Genomic DNA, 19094 nt, shown 5'->3' on the forward strand with positions numbered 1-19094 from the left:
TCCGGCCGCCATGATGCGCGGGTCGCTCGGACGGGACCGGCACGCGGGAATTCCTGCGGGCGACAGTCTAGCCCGCCGACGGCCAGAATCGAAACCATTCGAGAGTCACGTCACCACGCCGCCTCCCGGGCGGGCGAGAAGCGGGCGGGCGGTGCGACGCCGACGCTGGGGGGCATGGACGCCCGGCCGGTCAGCCGCGTAGCGGGAGCGTGAGCGATCCCGCTCCGGCGTCGCCCGTCGGCAGCACCCGCACCGGGACTCCCCAGTCCTGGCTCGCGAGGTGGCACGCGGGGAAGACGTCCGGGTCGGGCGTGCCGTCCGGCCCCACCGGGACGACGTCGCACGAGGCCGCCTTGGCGGTCACGTGCAGCACGCCCTCGGGCACGCCCGGGTCGATCTCCAGGTCCCGGAACAGGTCGGTACCGCCCCCGGCCCCGGCACGCAGCAGCTCGGGCGGTGTGGCGCTGACCTGCAGCTCCGTGGCCGGGCCCCAGCGGTCGTCGAGCTTCTGGCCGGGCGCGGGCTCGAAGGGGACCTCGAGACGCAACGGCCCGGCGACGACGTCGGTCGCCGGGCGCTGCGTACGTCGCGCCCCGCGGTCCAGCACCTCGCCGGCCAGGGCGGCCGGGAGGGCGACCCGCGTGAGCCGGTGCGCTGCCGACTCCACCACGATCAGGTACGGCGCGTCGCCACCGGGCCGCGCGTCCAGCTCGGACGGCGCGTCCAGCCCGGACCGCGCGTCCTCCCCGAACCGTGCGCCGGCGCCGGACCGGTCGTCCGCTCCCGCGGTGTCGCCGCCCGTGGGGACGACGACGCCGGACGGCTCCGCGAGACCGGTCGCGAGCGTGGTCACCGTGTCGGTGCGGGGGTCGTAGCGCCGCAGCGCCCCGTTGTAGGTGTCGGCGACGACGGCGGACCCGTCCGGCAGGCCGGCCACGCCCAGCGGGTGCTGGAACAACGCCTCGCCGGCGGTACCGTCCCGGTGCCCGAAGTCGAACAGTCCCTGCCCGACGGCGGTGACCACGGCGACGCCGGGCCGCGACGGCTCCTCGCGCGCCGACGGGTCGGTGCCGGCCCGGACGACGCGGCGCAGGGCCGACGTCTCGGCGTCGGCCAGCCACAGGCCGCCGTCGTCGTCCCCGGTGGGCGCGATGCCGGACGGCTGCGCGAACCACGCCGACCTCCCCGGACCGTCCTCGAGACCCTCGTTCATCGTCCCGGCGAGCAGGCGCACCTCACCCGCCCCGTCGTGGGCGGACGGGTCGAACGCCCACAGCGTGTGGTTCCCGGCCATCGCGACGACGAACGCGCCCAGCTCGCCGGACCACGCCACGTCCCACGGCGAGGAGAGCCGGATCGAGTGCGCGTCGTGCGCGGTGGCAAGGTCGAGCTCCCCCGTCCGGCCCGCGAGGTTCTCGAGCCCGCCCACCATGAACTGCTCGCCGGTCCCGGCCAGGGTGCGCACCTCGCCGGTGCCGAGCCGCACGCCCCGCAGGGCGTGGTTGACCGTGTCCGCCACGACGACGTCGTACCCGAGCGTCTCGCGCATGCCCGCCGGCACCAGGGCCAGCCCGTTGGGCTCGCTGAAGCGCGCCTCGTCCGGAGCGCCGTCGGCGAGGCCGCGCTCGCCCGAGCCGACGCGGCGCACGAGCGTCTCGCCGTCGGGCGCGAGCTCGGCCAGGGAGTGATGGCCGGCGTCGGCCACGAGGAGGTTGCCCGACGGCAGCGCGATCGCCGTCGCGGGGAAGCGCAGCGTGCCCGACGTCGGCTCCGGCGGGACGTACGGCCCGTCGCCGCGGTGCAGGGTGCCCCGGGCCCCGTGCTCCTCGATGAGCTCGGCCACCAGGGCGGCGACCGCCGACGCGTGCCCCTCCCCCGCCATCTGCGCGACGACGTAGCCCTCCGGGTCGACGACGACGAGCGTCGGCCAGGCCCGCGCGGCGTAGGCCCGCCACGTGACGAGGTCCGGGTCGTCGAGCACGGGGTGGTGCACCTCGTAGCGTTCGACGGCGGCCGCGAGCGCGTCCGGATCGGCCTCGTGCTCGAACTTGGGCGAGTGCACGCCCACGATCACGAGCTCGTCGCGGTGCGCGGCCTCGAGGTCGCGCAGCTCGTCGAGGACGTGCAGGCAGTTGATGCAGCAGAACGTCCAGAAGTCGAGGACGACGATCTTCCCGCGCAGGTCGGCGAGGGTGAGCGAGGTACCTCCCGTGTTCAACCAGGAGCGCCCGACCAGTTCGGAGGCGCGGACTCGGGGCAGGCGGGTCGCAGCAGGCACCCGGTCATTGTGCGACACCGGGGCGGGTGAGCGGGAACGCCGAGGTCAGTACGGACGCCGTCGACCGGGCGAGACCGGCTCGGAAGTCAGCTCGACCCCTTCGACCGTTCTGCCCGGCGTGCCAGCATCGCGTTGTAGGCCTCGAGCTCCGCGTCACCGTCGCGCTCCGCGGCCCGGTCGCTGCGGCGCGCCTCCCGGGCGTCGGACCGCGACCACTGCACGGCCACGCCGATCGCGAGCAACAGCGTGGGGAGCTCTCCGACCCCCCAGGCCACGGCGCCGCCACGCTGCTGGTCCTCGATCGCGGGCGGCCCCCACTCGCGCCCCATCAGCCCGAACCACTCGGGCACCAGCAGCGCCGTGCCGGTCGTCAGGGCGACGCCGAAGAACGCGTGGAACGCCATCGTCGCGAACAGCAGCACGAGGCGCATCGGGTAGGAGGGGCGGTTCGGGCCCGGGTCGATCCCGACCAGCGCGTTGGCGAAGAGGTACCCCACGAGCGTGAAGTGGACGAACATCCACACGTGTCCCACGTACGTGGTCAGGGCCCACTCGAACAGCGGGGTGAAGTAGAACAGGATCATCCCGCCCGCGAACAGCACGGCCGCCACGATCGGGTGTGCGAGGAGCGTGCCGTACCGCGAGTGCACCAGGTACAGCACCCACTCGCGCGGCCCGCGCGACCCGTCCTTGCGCGCGGGCACGGCCCGCAGCAGCAGAGTGACCGGCGCGGACAGCACGAGGAACAGCGGCACCACCATGGCGAGCACCATGTGCTGCACCATGTGGGCGCTGAACAGCACGTGGCCGTAAGCGGCCGCGCCCCCGCTCGTCACCCAGAACAGCGCGACCATGCCGCAGCACCACGAGACCGTGCGCAGCACCGGCCAGCGGTCGCCGCGCCTGCGCAGCCGCCGGAACCACGTCAGGTAGACGACGAGGCCGGCCGCGCAGCCGAACGCGAGCAGCAGGTCCCACTGGAACTCGGTGATCCAGCGGAGGGTGGTCGGCTCGGGCGGCAGCGGGTGCCCGGTGACGAGCTCGGCCGGGGTGGGGTCGGTGATGGGCTCGTCGGGCACGGGCGGCGCCGTCGAGCCGAGGGCGACGGCGACGCCGGACACGGCGCCCATCACGACGAGCTCCACGGCGGCCAGCCGCCAGAAGAGACCGGCGGCTCGCCGCGACGCGCCGTCGAGCCGCTGCACGCCCTCCAGGTGGCGCACCACGTTGCTGCGGTGCAGCCAGCCGGCCGTCCCCAGGGCCGCGAGCAGCAGGGTCTTGGTGACCAGGAGAGCGCCGTAGTCGGTGTCGAGCGCGCTCGTCGAGCCGAGCCGGATCCAGGCGCTGACGACGCCGCTCACGGCCACCGCGACGAAGCACCAGCCCGCGATGGCGGAGTACCGTCGCACGGTCGCGGCCCGGGTCGTGGCGCGGCGCCCGAGGAGCGCGATCCCGGCGAGCCCGCCCACCCAGATCGCCGCCCCGACGAGGTGCAGGAACATCGCGGACACCGCGAGGTCGTGACTCGCTGCCCCCGAGGCGTGCCCGGTGGAGGCCTGGAGGCCGAGCGCGCCGAGCACGAGCACGATGGCGACGGCGGCACCGCTGGGGCCGCGCACCAGGAGCGCCGTCGTCGACGTCAGGGCCGCGAGCAGGGCCGCCCCGAGCAGGGCCCGGCCCACCTCGCTGTCGGTCAGGTACGACCACAGGGCCGTGCCGAACGCGGGGTCGTCCAACGGGAGGAACGTGGACCAGGCGGTGCCGAGCACCAATGCGGTCAGGGCGGCGACCGTCCACACCACGGCGGCCAGCCCGGCGACGGCCAGCGCCCGCCTGCCGTCCTGCCCGGCGGGCAGCACGAAGGCGGTCAGCACCAGGGACCCCAGGGTGACGGCGGCGGCCAGGTTCGCGCCGGTGCGGGCCACCGGGGTGCCCCACCGGGGCAGCACTCCCGGGTCGGCGAACTGCTGGAAGGCGGCGAACGCGCCCGAGAACTCACCGGCCGCGACGAGCGCACCGAGCGCTGCGACCGCGCCTGCCACCACGGCGGCGAGCAGCCACCGCGGGCGCGCGAGAAGCGATGCGGTCTGGCTGCTGGTCCGTGCGTCCTGCCGGGTGGTCACCCGCCAAGGTTATGGCCGTGATCGTCAGGCGAGAAACTGCGATCGACGACGAGCGCGGGGTGGACGCCGGGGAGCGGGGCACGCGCCCGGAGCGGAGCAGGAGCAGACCCGGCGGCGCACGGCGTCCGGCGCCGGACGCCGAGCGGAGGTGGCTTCCCGGTGAACGGCAGGTGGTCGCGACGTGGCGTCCGCGGAACTCGCGATGAATAGTGCGCGAAAGTGTTTCCGCAGGACAGCAGGGGTCTTGAGCCGTACGATGCGCGTCCTGCAATCTCTCGTTGTGCGCCGTCGTTCCGATCGTCCCGGTGGATCCCTGCTGCCCTCACGCGTCGACCTCGTGGTCGTGGGTGCCGGGATCGTCGGCCTTGCCCACGCCGTGGAGGCCGTGTCTCGCGGCTGGTCCGTGCTCGTCGTCGAGCGCGACGCCCGCGCGGTCGGGTCCTCGGTCCGCAACTTCGGCCACGTCGGCGTGACGGTGCAGGACGGGATCGCCCTCTCGTACGCTCTCGCCGCGCGCGAGCGCTGGCTGCGGCTCGGCAAGGAGGCGGGGTTCGCCGTCCGGGAGACAGGGACCCTCGTCGTGGCCCGGGCCGACGACGAGCTCGCCGTCCTCGACGACTTCGTCGCCCGCCGCGACGGCGACGCCCAGATCCTCACCAGGAAGGGCGTGCTCGAACGGGCACCCGTCTCGCCGCGCGGCGTGACCGGTGGTGCCTTCCTTCCCCTGGACCTGCGCGTCGACCAGCGGACGGCGGCGGCCGCCGTCGCCGCGTGGCTGAACACCCGGCGGGAGTGCCGGGTCGAGTGGTCGACGTCGGTGGTCGGGATGGAGCCGGGCAGCGGCGTCACCCTCGTCCGGACGTCGCGTGGCGACGTCGTCGCGCGGCGCGTGGTCTGCGCCGTCGGGCACGACGTCGCACGCCTCTTCCCCGCCGCCGCCCACGACGCCGGGATCCAGCACTGCCGCCAGCAGATGCTCCGGGCCGAGCCGGCCCGCTCCGCCCGGCGCGGCATCGGCGAGATCGGCCCGGCCCTGCTCACCGGGACGTCCATGCTCCGCTACGAGGGGTTCGCCTGGAGCCCGTCGGTGGACAGCGTCCGCGAGCGCCTCGCCGAGACCCGGCCCGAGCTGCTCGACGCCGGCCTCAATCTCATGGTCACCCAGCTACCTGACGGCTCCGTCACCCTCGGCGAGACGCACGCCTACGGCTTCACCCATGACCCGTTCCGCCCTGAGGCGCTCGACGACCTCCTGCTCGGGGAGGGCGCCGCCCTGCTCGGTGTGCCGCTGCGGGCGACCGAGCGCTGGGACGCCACGTACGCGTCCGCGCCGCAGCCCTTTCTCGTCGCCGAGCCGATACCGGGCGTCACAGCGGTGTCCGTGACTTCAGGGATCGGCATGACCTGTGCCTTCGGACTGGCCGCCAAGGTCGTCGAGGAGGTCGCCTGACCAGATGACCCCGCACGACGACTCCCTCAGGGCCGTCCGGCCCTGCCACCGGCCGGGGTGAGCCCGGCCAGCACCTCGGCGAGGAGCACACCCATGAAGGCAACCCGCGTCCCCCGCAAGCCCGTCCACCGGATCGCCGGCCTGCTGATGGCCTGCGCCGTCACGGCAGCGTCCCTCGGTGGGTGCACGCTCGTCTCCCAGGCGGCGGGCAGCGGCTGCCCCGAGAGCGGCATCCGGCTCGGGGTGCAGCCCACCTCGGATCCCGCCGCACTCGAGACCGCGTACGCACCCCTCGCCGACGCTCTCTCGCAGGAGCTCGACTGCTCGGTCGACGTCCAGGTCTTCGACAGCTACGCCGCCGAGGTCGAGGCGATGGAGAGCGGCGGGCTCGAGCTGGCCCGCTTCTCGTCCATCGGCTACGCCGTCGCCGTCCCCCGCACGCAGGTGCGGCCCGTCGCGACGTTCGGGATGCCGAACGGCAACATGTCGACCTACACCGCCGGGATCTGGGTGGCCGCCGACTCCGGCATCACGGGCGCCGGCCAGCTCGCGGGCCGCACGCTCGCGCTCGGCGCCGAGGGTTCGACGTCGGGCGACACCCTGCCCCGCAAGGCTCTCGCCGACGCGAACGTCGACGCGGGCGAGGTGCGGATCAGGTACACGGGTGGGCATCCCGCCGCGCTGGCCGCGCTGCGGGACGGGACGGTCGACGCCGCCGAGATCGATTCCCGGACGCTCACGGCCGCCGTCGCCGACGGGTCGTTCGACAGGGAGGCTCATCGCCGCATCTGGGAGTCGGGGGTGATCCCGGACGACCCGATCGTGGTCTCACCAGAAGTCTCCGAGGAATTCGCGGAAACCGTCCAGGAAGCTCTGCTGAGTCTTCCACCGGAGGCGGTCGCGGATGTCGGCGCTCAGTCGGGTGTCGCCGCCGGCGGCCGGATGGTCGGGGTGGACGAGATCGACTACGTCGACCTCAGCATCCTGGTGGAGTCCCTGGGCCTCGACGAGAAAGACGTCTGACCCGAGAACGCCGGCGGGCCGTCCTGGCGGTGCGGGCTTCTCGCGGGGCGGCTTCCTAGCGGTGCGAGACGCCGGTGCGGTAGCGCTCCACGAGGCGCTTGTTCGCGCGGGCGCGCGCCAGGTCGTCGGTCGCCGCGCGACTGGCGGCGCGGTGCTCGTCGAACGCAGCAACGTCGTGCTCGAGCGCCCACATCAGGGCCTCGAGCACGTCGGCGCGGCTGAACCGCGTGCTACGCGTCTCGCTCATGGTTCCGATCACGGTGTTGCTCGCTCAGGTGTATGTGATGTGCGGCGGCGGGACCCGCCGATACAGACTGCCTTGAAAGGAACGAATCGGGAGCCCCGGTCGTTCAGATTCGTAGCACGTCGTCCCTAGGGATATGCGTTGATAAGCAGGTTGTTCGGGCAGACGACCATATCGCGACCTCCTGGTTGCTGTTATCCATCTTTCGGATGACTTTTCCCACCATCCGGCGTGTCGCATCGCCTTGTCCACCGGAGTGTCGGTCAGTTCGGTAAGGATCGCCCCATGGAGCGCTACGCGGCCCGCAAGATGAAGGAGCAGCTTGCAGACTTCGCACGTGAACTGGGGGAACGGTATGGACCGATGGTGCTTCCGCGGGGGAGCGCACGGCCACGGCCACAGACCGCCGAGCCGCCCGGCCGGCGTGTCGGCGGGCGCGCCGCCGAGTCCACGGACACCGTTCCGGAGCCGGTGACACGGACCGCCGACGACGCCGTCCGCGCACCCACGCTCGCCCTGGGACTCGTCCCGCAGCCTGACGGCGGCTACGGAATCGCCGTGCGCTACCGGCTCGGCGTCCCCCGGGCCCGGGCGGTCGTCCGCCGGATCGCCGACGAGGCCGGCCCCGGCGCCGACGTGCGGCGCACGGGTCGCATCCGCCCGCTGAGCGAGCTGGGGCCGCGCCGGCTGGCTCCGACGTCGCAGGCCAAGGGTGAGACCAGCCACACCCGCCCGCTGCGGCCCGGGGTCTCGATCGGGCACGTGGGCGTCACCGCGGGGACCCTCGGCGCCTTCGTCCGGCGGCCGGACGAGCCGGGCGCGCTCTATGCGCTGTCGAACTACCACGTCCTCGCCGGGAGCCCGCAGGCCCGCCCGGGTGACGTGGTGCTCCAGCCCGGCCCGGCAGACGGCGGCCTCATCCCGGGCGACCGCGTCGGCGAGCTGACGAAGGTCGCCAGGCTCGTCACGGGTGAGGTGTGCGCCACCGACGCGGCGATCGCGCGGCTCGACAGCTCCGAGGTGGACCATGCCTACCCGGTGGGACCGGTGGCCCGGACGGCACGGCCGTACGGCGGCGAGACGGTCGAGAAGGTCGGGCGGACGACGGCGGTGACCCGCGGCCGGGTGACCGCGATCGAGCTGGACGACGTCATCGTCGGCTATGAGGACCTCGGCGCGCTGAGCTTCGACGACCAGGTGGAGATCGAGGGGAGCGGGGGGCCGTTCTCCCGTGGAGGCGACTCGGGAGCGCTCGTGTACCGGGAGGACGGCACGGCGATCGGCCTGCTCTTCGCGGGCTCGGAGAGCGGCGGCCAGGCCGGCAAGGGGCTGACCTACGCGAACCCCATCGACGTCGTTCTCGAGGCGATGGAGGTCGAGCTCGCCGCGACCGAGAGGTAGCCCCGGCCCGGCGCCGGCACGGGCAGGATGTGATCTTCGCCACTTGGACGAAGCGGCGAAGTGCCCTGGCCTTGCCTGAGCAACTGGCGCACAATGGTGGGTCAGGAAGACCGGTCTGGAGGTGGACGTCGATGACAACCCTGGATGAGGCACGCGAGGCGAAGAAGGGGCTACGCGCCGCGGTCTCGGGGATCGGCGGCGTGGTCGGCATCGGCATCGCCCCAGAGTTCAGCAGCCCGATCGAGTCGGAGCGTCCCGCCCCCGGCGGCGTCTCGCTCCAGCGGGTACAGACCCCGGGACGGGGACGCGTCAACGTTCTCGCGCAGCAGGTGGCGGTCGACGACCTCCCCAGCTCGGACGGTGGCTGGGTGCTCCAGGTCAACGTGGTCGACCCGGCGGTGGTGGACAAGATCCCCGAGGAGATCAGCGACGTCTCGGTGCGCGTGCGTGTCGTGGGAGCCGTTCGCGCCGGCTGACCGCCTCCGGCCGGTACAGCAGGTGACCACCTCCGCCGGCATGTCGGTCGGCCTACTCCCACCAGCGGGAACGCTGCCGACGGAGACTTCTTTCAGAATTTCTCGGCAGACCCCCATCCTTTTCTCAGCGAAGCACGTTCTACCTAGTGTGAACATGATCGCGACCACCCCCAGCGCCGCTGATGTTCTGGAGTTCGCCGGCACTGACGTGCCGTGCGCGGACGAACCCGACCTGTGGTTCTCCGAGCACCCCACCGAGCTCGAGTCCGCCAAGCGGCAGTGCCTGACGTGTCCGCTCGCTCAGCAGTGCCTCGAAGGAGCCATCTCCCGCCGGGAGCCCTGGGGCGTCTGGGGCGGACAGATCGTCGTCGACGGCATCATCCGCCGACGCAAGAACCGTCGCGGCCGCCCGCGCCTGCAGAGCTTCGCGGCCTGACGTCCTCATGATCCGCCGCCGGGTCGGTGCCCAGACACTGCCCCGGCGGCCCTGACCGACCCGGACAGACCGCTGCCGGGGCGGTAGGACGCGGTCGCGCCCTACCGCCCCGGCAGAGTGGTGTGTCTCCGGCCGGTGGCGTGTCTCCCGCCGGTCTCCTAGCGACCCCAGACCAGGCCGCGGGACGGGTCCTCCAGCACGGCGGCGACGTCGGCCAGGTACTTCGCCCCGAGCTCGCCGTCGACCAGCCGGTGATCGATGCTCAGCGCGAGCTGCGTCACCCAGCGCACGGCGAGCTCGCCGTCGTGCACCCACGGCTGCTGCCGGATCGCGCCGAACGCGAGGATCCCCGCCTCACCCGGGTTCAGTATCGGTGTCCCCGAGTCGATGCCGAACACGCCCACGTTCGTGATCGTGAACGTCCCGCCCGTCATGTCCGACGGCTGCGTACGACCCTGGCGGGCCGTGCTGGTCAGGTCCACGACCGCCTTGGCGAGCCCCAGCAGGTCCAGCCGGTGCGCGTCCTTGATGTTCGGCACCACGAGGCCCCGAGGCGTCGCCGCGGCGATCCCCAGGTTCGCGTAGTGCTTGTAGACGATCTCCTGCGCGCCCTCGTCCCAGCTCGCGTTGATCTGCGGGTGCCGCCGGATCGCCAGCAGCACCGCCTTCGCGGCGATGAGCAGGGGTGTCACCTTGACGTCAGCGAAGTCGCGGTCCTTCTTGAGGTTCTCGACCAGCTCCATCGTCCGGGTGACGTCCACCGTGTGGAACACGGTCACGTGCGGCGCGGTGAACGCACTCGCCACCATCGCCTCGGCGGTCCGCTTGCGCACCGACCTCACGGGGACCCGCGTCTCGCGCCCGTCCACGCTCACCGCGCCGGACTCGAGCCACGGCTCCGTGTCGCCCGCGTACGTCGCGAGCGACCTCGGCTGCGCCGCCGCCTGGTGCGCGAGCACGTCCTCCCGGGTGACGATCCCGCCCGGCCCGGAGGCCTGCACGCCCGCGAGATCGATGCCCAGGTCCTTGGCCAGCTTCCGGACGGGAGGCTTGGCCAGGACCCGCGCCCGCGCGCCCGACGTCGGCACGCTCACCACGCCGGTCTGCGGGGCGACGGGGGCCGGGGCGGGAGCTGCCGGGACCGGAACCGGGGCAGGCGCCACCGGGGCAGGCGCCGGAGGAGCCTGCCGGACCGCGGTGGCCGTCGGGGCCTGCGCCGCCGGAGCCGCAGGCGCCGGAGCCGCAGACGTCGGGGCCTGCGTGGCGGCGCCCGGGGCGGCCGCCGGAGCCCCGGAACCCTGGTAACGCCGGCGCCGACCGCTCGCCTGCGCCTCCTTGGTCCCATATCCGACGAGCACGGACCCGGATGCCTCCGAGTCTGCCGAGTCGGCCGAGTCGGCCGAGTCGGCCGTGGCAGACGCCGCCGGCGGCGTCGTACCGCCCGGCGCGGAGGCACCACCCGCCGACGCTCCGTCAGCCGCGACGCCCTGCCCCGGACCGCCGTCGGACGCGGCACTGCCACCGACGGCGATCTCGATGATCGGCGTGCCGACCTCGACCGTGGTGCCGGGCTCCACGAGGAGGCCGGCGACCGTGCCGCTCCACGGGGAAGGGAGCTCGACCAGCGACTTCGCCGTCTCGATCTCCACGATGGTCTGATTCACCTGCACGGGATCGCCGGGTTTGACCCGCCACTCGACGATCTCGGCCTCGGTCAGCCCCTCCCCGACATCGGGCAGGGGGAAGCTCTGGTTTGCCACGTTCCCTCCGGTTCAGTGCGCGAAGGCGCGGTCGACGGCATCGAGGATGCGGTCCACGCTCGGCAGGTAGTCGTGCTCGAGCTTGGCGATCGGGTACTGCATGTGGAACCCGCCCACGCGCAGCACCGGCGCCTCGAGCGCGTAGAAGCACTCCTCGGTGACGCGCGCCGCGATCTCCGCACCCACGCCGTAGAAGGTCGGGGCCTCGTGGATCACGATGCAGCGGCCGGTCCTGCGGACGCTCTCCACGAGCGTCGTGGTGTCGAGCGGCGACAGTGCGCGCAGGTCGACGACCTCGGCGGAACGGCCCTCGCCCGCGAGCGCCTCGGCGGACTTCAGCGCCGTGGCGACGGTGGGCCCGTAGGCGACGAGGGTGACGTCGGTGCCGGGCCGTGCGATGCGCGCCTTGTTGAGCGTGTCCGTCCCGACGGGCGCCGTGAGGTCGACCTCGCCCTTGGACCAGTAGCGGCCCTTGGGCTCGAAGAACAGCACGGGGTCCGGGCAGGCGATCGCCTCCTGGATCATCGTGTAGGCGTCCTGCGGGGTGGACGGGGTCGCCACGCGGAGGCCGGCCGTGTGCGCGAACAGCGCCTCGGGGCTCTCGCTGTGGTGCTCGACCGCGCCGATGCCGCCGCCGTAGGGGATCCGGACGACGACAGGCGTCTGGACCTGGCCGCGGGTGCGGTTGTGCATCTTGGCGAGCTGCGTGGTGATCTGGTCGTAGGCGGGGAAGACGAATCCGTCGAACTGGATCTCGCAGACGGGCCGGTAGCCGCGCATCGACATGCCGACGGCGGTGCCGAGGATGCCGGACTCCGCGAGCGGGGTGTCGACGACCCGGTCCTCGCCGAACTCGTGCTGCAGGCCGTCGGTCACGCGGAAGACGCCGCCGAGAGGGCCGATGTCCTCCCCCATGAGCACGACCTTCTCGTCGCCCTTCATCGCGGCGCGCAGGCCCTCGTTGATGGCTTTGGCCAGGGTCAGGGTCTTGGTACTGGCCTCCTGGGCCGACGTCGTGCTGTCGGTCATGGCGCGCTCCATCGTGGCGGTCATCGGGTCCCTCCCTGCGGCGCGGTCGCGTACGTGGCGTCGGACGGTTCGCCCGCCTCGTAGGCCTCGAACCATGCGCGGTCCTCGGAGACGATCGAGTGCTCGGTGGCGTAGACGGTGTCGAACATCTGGGTCTTGGTGGACGGCTCCAGCCGGCGGACGCTCGTCCGCAGCCGCTCGCCGAGGGCTTCGGCCTCGGCCTGGACCTGGGCCTCGAAGGCGCCGTCGATCGCGTCCTCGTTCTCCAGGAGGATGCGGAGACGGTCGATCGGGTCGCGCCGGCGCCAGATCTCCTCCTGCTCCGTGGTGCGGTAGCGGGTGGGGTCGTCCGACGTGGTGTGCGCGCCCATGCGGTAGGTGAACGCCTCGATGAAGGTGGGTCCGCCGCCGGAGCGGGCTCGTTCGAGGGCTTCCTGGGTGGCGGCGTAGCAGGCGAGCACGTCGTTTCCGTCGACGCGCAGGCTCGGGATGCCGAAGCCCTCGCCGCGCTTGTAGAGCGGGGTGCGCGTCTGCTTGGTGGTGGGCTCGGAGATGGCCCACTGGTTGTTCTGGCAGTAGAACACCACGGGCGCCTGGTTCACTGCCGCGAAGACCAGGCCCTCGCTGACGTCCCCCTGCGAGGTGGCGCCGTCGCCGAAGTAGGTGACGACGGCGGTGTCCTTGGCCGGGTCCCCGGTGCCGACGAGGCCGTCGCGCTGGATGCCCATCGCGTAGCCGGCGGCGTGCAGTGCCTGCGAGCCGATGACGACCGTGTACACCTGCGCGTTGAACTCGCGCGGGTTCCAGCCGCCGTGGTCGGTGCCCCGGTAGAACTCGAGCCGGTCCACGGGATCCACCCCGCGGACCTGCAGGACTCCGTGCTCCCTGTAGGACGGGAACACGTAGTCCTGCGGGGCCAGCGCGTACGCGTTACCGACCTGTGCGGCTTCCTGGCCCCGGGAGGGGGCGTAGAGGCCCAGCTCGCCCTGCCGCTGCAGGGACGTCGCTTCGTCGTCGAACCGGCGGGTCAGCACCATGTCGCGGTACATCCCACGCAGCTGCTCGGGCTTGAGGCCTGCGATCCGCTTCCGGTACGCGGAGTTGCCGCGGCCGGTGACTCGTGCGCCCTCGGGTGTGAGGAGCTGCAAGAGCGGGACCTTGTCCTCGCCAATGTCGCTGTTCACGATCTCTCCTTCGCTGCGGGCCGTAACCTACGTTCACGTAGCCTACGCAAGCGTAGGTTAGAGCCCACCGTGTCCGGCAGCCGCCGCGTCAGCCAAGGCTTGAGTCGCACGTTTGGAGGGTTCCCCCAAACGACTCCGCCCCGGTTACGACGACGGTGTCGCCGGGAGATGGCATCTTTCCCGTTCAGCCTGTCACCGAGCGCGCAGAAAGGAAAGCGAAGGAGCCTCGGTCGGAAGAACTCCTGGTGGCAGTGCCAGGTGGCGGAACGGTCTCAGCGCCAGGTGGCGGCCAGCTTGAGGAAGGCGTCGTTGGCCTCCGGCTCGCCGATCGAGACCCGGATGCCGTCGCCGGCGAACGGGCGCACGAGGATGCCGGCCCCCGTCGCCTCCCCGGCACGGTCCAGGGTCGCGTCGCCCAGCCCGAACCAGACGAAGTTCGCCTGGGTGTCCGGAAGGTCCCAACCCTGGTCGCGCAGCGCTGCCGCGACGCGGGTCCGCTCCCCTACCAGCGCGTCGACCCGCTCCATGAGCTCGGCCTGTGCGCTCGGGGCGAGAGAGGCCAGCGCGGCTTGCTGGGCGATCCCGGACACGCCGAACGGGGTCGACGCCGAGCGGATGCCGGTCGCCAGCGCGGTCGGCGCCAGCGCGTAGCCGACCCGCAGGCCCGCGAGCCCGTAGGCCTTGGAGAACGTGCGGAGCACGGCGACGTTCGGGTGCTCGCGGAGGAGCGCCACGGCGTCGGGAGCGTCGGGGTCGCGCACGAACTCGACGTACGCCTCGTCGATCACGACCAGCACCTCGCGCGGCACCGCTGCGAGGAAGGCGGACAGCTCGTCGGCATGGACCGCCGGGCCCGTCGGGTTGTTGGGTGTGCACACCAGCACGGCCTTGGTGCGGGGCGTGATCGCGGCGGCCATGGCAGGCAGGTCGTACCGGCCGTCGGGCGCCACGGACACGGTGACCGACGTCGCGCCGGCGACCGCCGCGTAGATCGGGTAGGCCTCGAAGGAACGCCACGCGTACACGACCTCGTCGCCCGGCTCGACGACGGACTGCAGCACGTGCCCCAGCACCGAGACCGACCCGGTACCGACCACGACGTTCGCCGGTGTCAGGCCGACGTGCTCGGCGATCGCCCCGACCAGCTCGGTGGCGAACATGTCCGGGTAGCGGTTGATCTCCGCCGCGGCGCGGGCGATCACCTCGCGCACGGACTCCAGCGGCGGGTACGGGTTCTCGTTGGAGGACAGCTTCCACGCGCCGGAGCCGGGCGCCACGCGGGCACCCGGGACGTACGCGGGCAGCGCGGCGACAGCGGCGCGCAGCGGGACCGTGGTGTTCTCGGGGGTGGTGTTCACGCGATTCAGGATGCCACGCACCGTGGCGCCGGTGGGCCGACCCGGCGGTGCGATGTCCGCCGACTCCCGGCGATCGCGGGTAGTTTCGACCCATGAGGCTTCTGCTACGCATCCTGGTCACCGCGTTCGCGATCTGGCTGACGACGGTGCTCTTCGGCGACCACGTCGAAGTCGTCTCGCCCGACGGCACCGGCCCGTACCTGCTCTCGCTCATCGTCATCTCCGTCATCTACGGCCTGGTCCACGCGATCATCAAGCCGCTCGTCAACCTCCTGGCGCTCCCCCTGTACCTGCTCACGCTCGGTTTGATCTCCCTGCTCATCAACGCCCTGATGCTGTGGCTCACCACGCTCGTCACGGGCGTCTTCGACAACTACGGGCTCGAGGTCACCGGCGGGTTCTGGTGGTACGTGATCGCGGCGCTCGTCATCGTGGTGGCCCAGATGATCGTCATGGCGATCCTGCCGGACCCGGCACGCCGGCGGGACTGAGCGCCGCACGACGTCCGGGCAGCCCCGGGCCGGTGCGGCGCCCCGGCCGCATCAGGCCGGTGCGGCGCCCCGGCCGCATCGGGCGGGTGCGGCATCCTCACGGCGACGGACCCGGTGAGGGGGCCGGGTCCGCGCGCGGGGCGCGTGCCGCGCGGTAGAACGTCGTGTCGGCACGATCCCCGCGCAGGTACGGCTCGATCCGGTCGACGACGGCGGCCACCCGCACGTCACCCGCTTCCCGCGCCAGCGTGAGCGTGCGGGCATGGGTACCGATCGAGTGCGCACCGGAGACCTCGCCCGATGCCGCCCGGTCCGCCGCAGCCGACGACGCACCCAGGGTGCGGCCGGCCGTGACCCGGTCAGCCGACCGCGGGTTCTCCGCACTCGACCGGCCGTCCATGGCGGACACGACCTCCTCGGCCGTCTCCAGGTGCAGCGCCGGCACGCCCGGCGGCGTCCGGAACGTGGCGACCGGTGCCCCGGCCGTCACCACTCCGCCGACCCGGTACCGCTCCGCGAAGGCGGGCCGGCTCGCCAGGGCGGTGACCGCGATCCCGCCGAGACTGTGCCCCACGAGGACCACCGGCTCGCCGGGGCCGATCCCGGCGTCCGACATCGCTTCCTCCACCGCCTCGGTCGCCTGGTCCGGGTGCTCCGCCACGAGCTCCAGGTCGGTGAGCCCGTCCCACGGGTGCCCGGCCGGCAGCGCCGCCTGGGTCCCGGGCACCAGGACCACCCAGGAGGTCACGTCGCCGGGACCCGACAGCCGTTGGACCGCGACCGTGGCCTCCGGTGCCCCGTTCCGTGGGTAGAGGTCGTCGACCCGCAGCAGCGCCTCGTCGAGGGTCCGTGCCCCGCTGCCCCGCCAGGCGGGTGGGCCACCGGAGAAGTCGCCCGGCCCCAGACGCTCCAGCTCGGCGCGCTCCCCCAGGGCGCCCACCGGCGCGGCGCGCACCGCGTCGACGAGCTCCCCCGCGGCACCGGGGACGCCCCGACCCGATCCCGTGGACCAGGCGATCCCGTGCCCGAAGCCGTATGCCAGCTCATCGGTCCACGGCGCGATGCCCCGGACGACACCGCCGGACCCCCCTGCGGTCCGGCCGTCGCCGTCACCGGGTGGCCGTCTCAGGTCCCCAGCCGGCTCCCCGGCCCCGCCCCGCGCGGCTCCCGGGCCGCGCGGCTCGGCCAGACCGACGACCTCGGCCAGCCGGCGCCCGGCCCCCGTACCTCCCCCGGCCCGGTAGGCGCCGCCGAGGAGCTGGAGCACCGGTGGCATCCCGAGGGCCGCGCCGACGGCAAAGCCCTCGGCCGTGAGCAGCGCGCCGATCAAGCGCTCGGTCAGGCCCTCCGCCTCGTCGTAGAGCCCCGCCGCCCGCAGCAGCCGCCACCCGAGCAGGTCGGCGACCTCGGCACTCGCGCGCAGGCCGGCCGTCACACCCTCGACCGCCCCGGACGCAGACCGCCGGGCGGCGGCCTCCGGACCCGTCCGGACGCCGAGCGCGGCCGGCCCCTCCGCACCGAGTACGGCGGGCGCGGTCGCCGGCCCGAGGGTTCCCGGAGCCGGCGGGCCGACGGCCCCGGAACCGATGTCCACGCCTCGCAGCACCGCAGGACCGGTGGCGACGTCTGCCCACGCCGCCCCGGACAGCGCCGCCGCGCGCCGCAGACCGTCCGCGGCGCCCGCGATCCGCGCCGCCGCGAGCCGCACCTCGGCGGCGTCGACCGCCGCCGTGCCGGTTCCGCCGATGACGACGATCGTGTCTGCCGGATCACGCAGTCCAGGTCCTGGCTCCCGCACCCGCACGGACCGGCCGGCCGGCGCGGACGGCCCGAGCAGGGCCGACCCCTCGGGAGGCGGGCTCACGACAGTCCTCCGACCTGTCGCATCGCCTGGTCCAGCACGTCCAGCTCCCCCACCAGCCGGCGCGTCAGCCGTGCCGTCTCCTCGCGGAACAGGCCCGCCGCCGTCGACTCCCAGGCGACATGCTGGGCCGCACCCACCTCGTCCACGGCCGACTCCACGAGCCGGCGGGCGGCCGCGAGCGCCACCACCGGAGCGGCTCCGTCCATGGCGCCTCCTTCCGTCGTCCCTCTCGCGGGTCTCCGCGCCGGTTCGACGTTAGGCACGCGGCCTCCGCCGTCGTCGGACGGGGAGAGAGACCCTGTCGACAACTGCGCGGGACGGACGGCTGTGGTCGGCGTCGCAGCCGCGGAACGGCGTCAGGGTGGGACCCGCGGGCCGCGGGGAGCCGCTCCGTGGGAAACTGGGGCACGTGCCAGAGACCACCGTGAACACGTCCGTGCCGGCCCGGGTCAGCCTTGCCGAGGTGACTCCCCCGATCGCCCTCGGCCCGCTCGACGGCCGGTACCGCTCCGCCGTCGCGCCGCTCGTGGACCATCTGAGCGAGGCAGCCCTGAACCGCGAGCGCCTGCAGGTAGAGGTCGAGTGGCTGATCACCCTGTGCAACGGGGCTGAGGGCGTCCCCGGGCCGGTGGTGCCCGGCGCTCCCCGGCTGACGGACGAGGAGACCTCCTACCTGCGGGCGATCCCGGCGACGTTCGGTGCCGACGAGATCACCGAGCTCAAGGGCATCGAGCGGACCACGGTGCACGACGTGAAGGCCGTCGAGTACTTCATCAAGCGCCGGCTCGCGACGGCACCCCAGCACATCCCGGGGACCAGCCTGCCCGCGGCGTCCGAGCTGGTGCACTTCGCGTGCACGAGCGAGGACATCAACAACCTGTCGTACGCGTTGATGGTGGCGGGCGGCGTGCGTGGTGTCTGGCTTCCGGCAGCGACGGCGCTGGCGGACCAGCTCGCCGACATGGCGCGCGAGCACAAGGCGGTACCGATGCTGAGCCGGACGCACGGCCAGCCCGCGACGCCGAGCACGATGGGCAAGGAGCTCGCCGTGCTGACGCACCGGCTGCGGCGGCAGCTGCGCAGGGTGGAGGGCGCGGAGTTCCTGGGCAAGATGAACGGCGCGACCGGGACGTTCGGCGCGCACACGGTCGCGGTGCCGGGCGCGGACTGGCCGGCGGTGTCGCGGGCGTTCGTCGAGGGCCTGGGGCTGACCTGGAACCCGCTGACGACGCAGATCGAGTCGCACGACTGGCAGGCCGAGGTGTACGCGGACATCGCGCGGTTCAACCGGATCCTGCACAACCTCGCGACCGACGTGTGGACGTACATCTCGCTGGGGTTCTTCACGCAGATCCCGGTCGCGGGGGCGACCGGCTCGTCGACCATGCCGCACAAGGTGAACCCGATCCGGTTCGAGAACGCCGAGGCGAACCTCGAGATCTCGTGCTCGCTGCTGGACACGCTGTCGGCCACGCTGGTCACGTCGCGGTTGCAGCGGGACCTCACGGACTCGACGACGCAGCGCAACATCGGCCCGGCGTTCGGCCACGGTCTGCTGGCGATGGACAACGTGTCGCGCGGGCTGCGGGCGCTGGCGGTGAACGCCGGGCTGATGGCCGAGGACCTGGACGAGAACTGGGAGATCCTCGGCGAGCCGGTCCAGTCGGCGATGCGCGCGGCATCAGTGGCGGGGGTACCCGGCATGGACAACCCCTACGAGCGGCTCAAGGACCTGACGCGAGGGCAGCGGGTGGACGCGGAGCGCATGCGCGAGTTCGTCGCAAGCCTGGGGCTGCCCGACGACGCCGCGGCGCGCCTCTCCGCCCTCACCCCCGCGAGCTACACCGGCATCGCGGAACAACTGGTGGACGACTACCTGGGCTGAGGTACGAGCCGGACGACCTGCGGCGAGGACCGCACCCGGGCGACAGGCGGCGCGGCGGGACGCTGCGCAGGCGGTGTTCCCCAGATGAAGGG

16 protein-coding genes are annotated in these 19094 nt (G+C 73.2%); 7 read left to right on the forward strand and 9 right to left on the reverse strand.

Annotation, left to right across the window (positions count from 1 at the left end; translation table 11 throughout):
- Window positions 1–190: 190 nt before the first annotated feature.
- Complete coding sequence (locus ACYU96_RS19030) at window positions 191–2278, reverse strand: NHL domain-containing thioredoxin family protein (protein ID WP_460757170.1); 2088 nt, start codon at window positions 2276–2278, stop codon at window positions 191–193.
- An 86-nt stretch (window positions 2279–2364) separates the two neighbouring features.
- Window positions 2365–4401, reverse strand: coding sequence for a cytochrome c oxidase assembly protein (locus tag ACYU96_RS19035; protein ID WP_460757173.1), 2037 nt, complete (start codon window positions 4399–4401; stop codon window positions 2365–2367).
- A gap of 280 nt (window positions 4402–4681) precedes the next feature.
- Here ACYU96_RS19035 and ACYU96_RS19040 point away from each other — a divergent pair, with 280 nt between their 5' ends.
- Window positions 4682–5851, forward strand: a complete 1170-nt coding sequence (locus tag ACYU96_RS19040) for a TIGR03364 family FAD-dependent oxidoreductase (protein ID WP_460757177.1) — start codon at window positions 4682–4684, stop codon at window positions 5849–5851.
- Window positions 5852–5944: 93 nt separating this feature from the next.
- Window positions 5945–6874, forward strand: a complete 930-nt coding sequence (gene phnD / locus ACYU96_RS19045; RefSeq protein WP_460757181.1) for a phosphate/phosphite/phosphonate ABC transporter substrate-binding protein — start codon at window positions 5945–5947, stop codon at window positions 6872–6874.
- Between the two features lie 55 nt (window positions 6875–6929).
- Here the strand turns inward: phnD and ACYU96_RS19050 are convergent, their stop codons facing one another.
- Entirely contained in the window at window positions 6930–7121 is a 192-nt protein-coding gene (locus ACYU96_RS19050; protein ID WP_460757184.1) for a hypothetical protein, read from the reverse strand.
- A 282-nt stretch (window positions 7122–7403) separates the two neighbouring features.
- Between ACYU96_RS19050 and ACYU96_RS19055 the strand changes: the two genes are divergently transcribed.
- The 3 genes from ACYU96_RS19055 (at window position 7404) to ACYU96_RS19065 (ending at window position 9431) form a co-directional block, all read left to right on the forward strand.
- Window positions 7404–8519, forward strand: coding sequence for a chymotrypsin family serine protease (locus ACYU96_RS19055; protein WP_460757187.1), 1116 nt, complete (start codon window positions 7404–7406; stop codon window positions 8517–8519).
- A gap of 131 nt (window positions 8520–8650) precedes the next feature.
- Window positions 8651–8995 carry a hypothetical protein gene (locus ACYU96_RS19060; RefSeq protein WP_460757190.1) on the forward strand — a complete coding sequence of 115 codons (345 nt, stop codon included), beginning with the start codon at window positions 8651–8653 and terminating at the stop codon, window positions 8993–8995.
- Window positions 8996–9149: 154 nt separating this feature from the next.
- Window positions 9150–9431 carry a WhiB family transcriptional regulator gene (locus ACYU96_RS19065; protein WP_460757193.1) on the forward strand — a complete coding sequence of 94 codons (282 nt, stop codon included), beginning with the start codon at window positions 9150–9152 and terminating at the stop codon, window positions 9429–9431.
- Window positions 9432–9589: 158 nt separating this feature from the next.
- Here ACYU96_RS19065 and ACYU96_RS19070 read toward each other — a convergent pair whose 3' ends face one another.
- The 4 genes from ACYU96_RS19070 to hisC form a co-directional block, all read right to left on the reverse strand.
- Window positions 9590–11191 carry a dihydrolipoamide acetyltransferase family protein gene (locus ACYU96_RS19070; RefSeq protein WP_460757197.1) on the reverse strand — a complete coding sequence of 534 codons (1602 nt, stop codon included), beginning with the start codon at window positions 11189–11191 and terminating at the stop codon, window positions 9590–9592.
- A gap of 12 nt (window positions 11192–11203) precedes the next feature.
- Window positions 11204–12244, reverse strand: a complete 1041-nt coding sequence (locus tag ACYU96_RS19075; RefSeq protein ID WP_460757200.1) for an alpha-ketoacid dehydrogenase subunit beta — start codon at window positions 12242–12244, stop codon at window positions 11204–11206.
- Window positions 12241–13404, reverse strand: coding sequence for a pyruvate dehydrogenase (acetyl-transferring) E1 component subunit alpha (gene pdhA, locus ACYU96_RS19080; protein WP_460757202.1), 1164 nt, complete (start codon window positions 13402–13404; stop codon window positions 12241–12243). Before pdhA ends, ACYU96_RS19075 begins: the two co-directional genes overlap by 4 nt.
- A 272-nt stretch (window positions 13405–13676) precedes the next feature.
- Complete coding sequence (gene hisC, locus ACYU96_RS19085; protein WP_460757205.1) at window positions 13677–14762, reverse strand: histidinol-phosphate transaminase; 1086 nt, start codon at window positions 14760–14762, stop codon at window positions 13677–13679.
- 92 nt (window positions 14763–14854) lie between these two features.
- Between hisC and ACYU96_RS19090 the strand changes: the two genes are divergently transcribed.
- Window positions 14855–15253, forward strand: coding sequence for a phage holin family protein (locus tag ACYU96_RS19090; RefSeq protein ID WP_460757208.1), 399 nt, complete (start codon window positions 14855–14857; stop codon window positions 15251–15253).
- Between the two features lie 97 nt (window positions 15254–15350).
- Here ACYU96_RS19090 and ACYU96_RS19095 read toward each other — a convergent pair whose 3' ends face one another.
- Complete coding sequence (locus ACYU96_RS19095) at window positions 15351–17117, reverse strand: RBBP9/YdeN family alpha/beta hydrolase (protein ID WP_460757210.1); 1767 nt, start codon at window positions 17115–17117, stop codon at window positions 15351–15353.
- Window positions 17114–17323 (reverse strand): hypothetical protein, encoded by a 210-nt coding sequence (locus tag ACYU96_RS19100; RefSeq protein ID WP_460757213.1) that lies wholly within the window; start codon window positions 17321–17323, stop codon window positions 17114–17116. The genes ACYU96_RS19095 and ACYU96_RS19100 overlap by 4 nt, the downstream gene beginning before the upstream one ends.
- A gap of 194 nt (window positions 17324–17517) precedes the next feature.
- On the opposite strand from ACYU96_RS19100, the gene purB reads away from it, so the two are divergent.
- Window positions 17518–19002: an adenylosuccinate lyase gene (purB, locus tag ACYU96_RS19105; protein ID WP_460757667.1), complete on the forward strand. Its 1485-nt coding sequence runs from the start codon at window positions 17518–17520 to the stop codon at window positions 19000–19002.
- Window positions 19003–19094 lie beyond the last annotated feature (92 nt).

The sequence above is a fragment of the Myceligenerans cantabricum genome, from assembly GCF_054777735.1.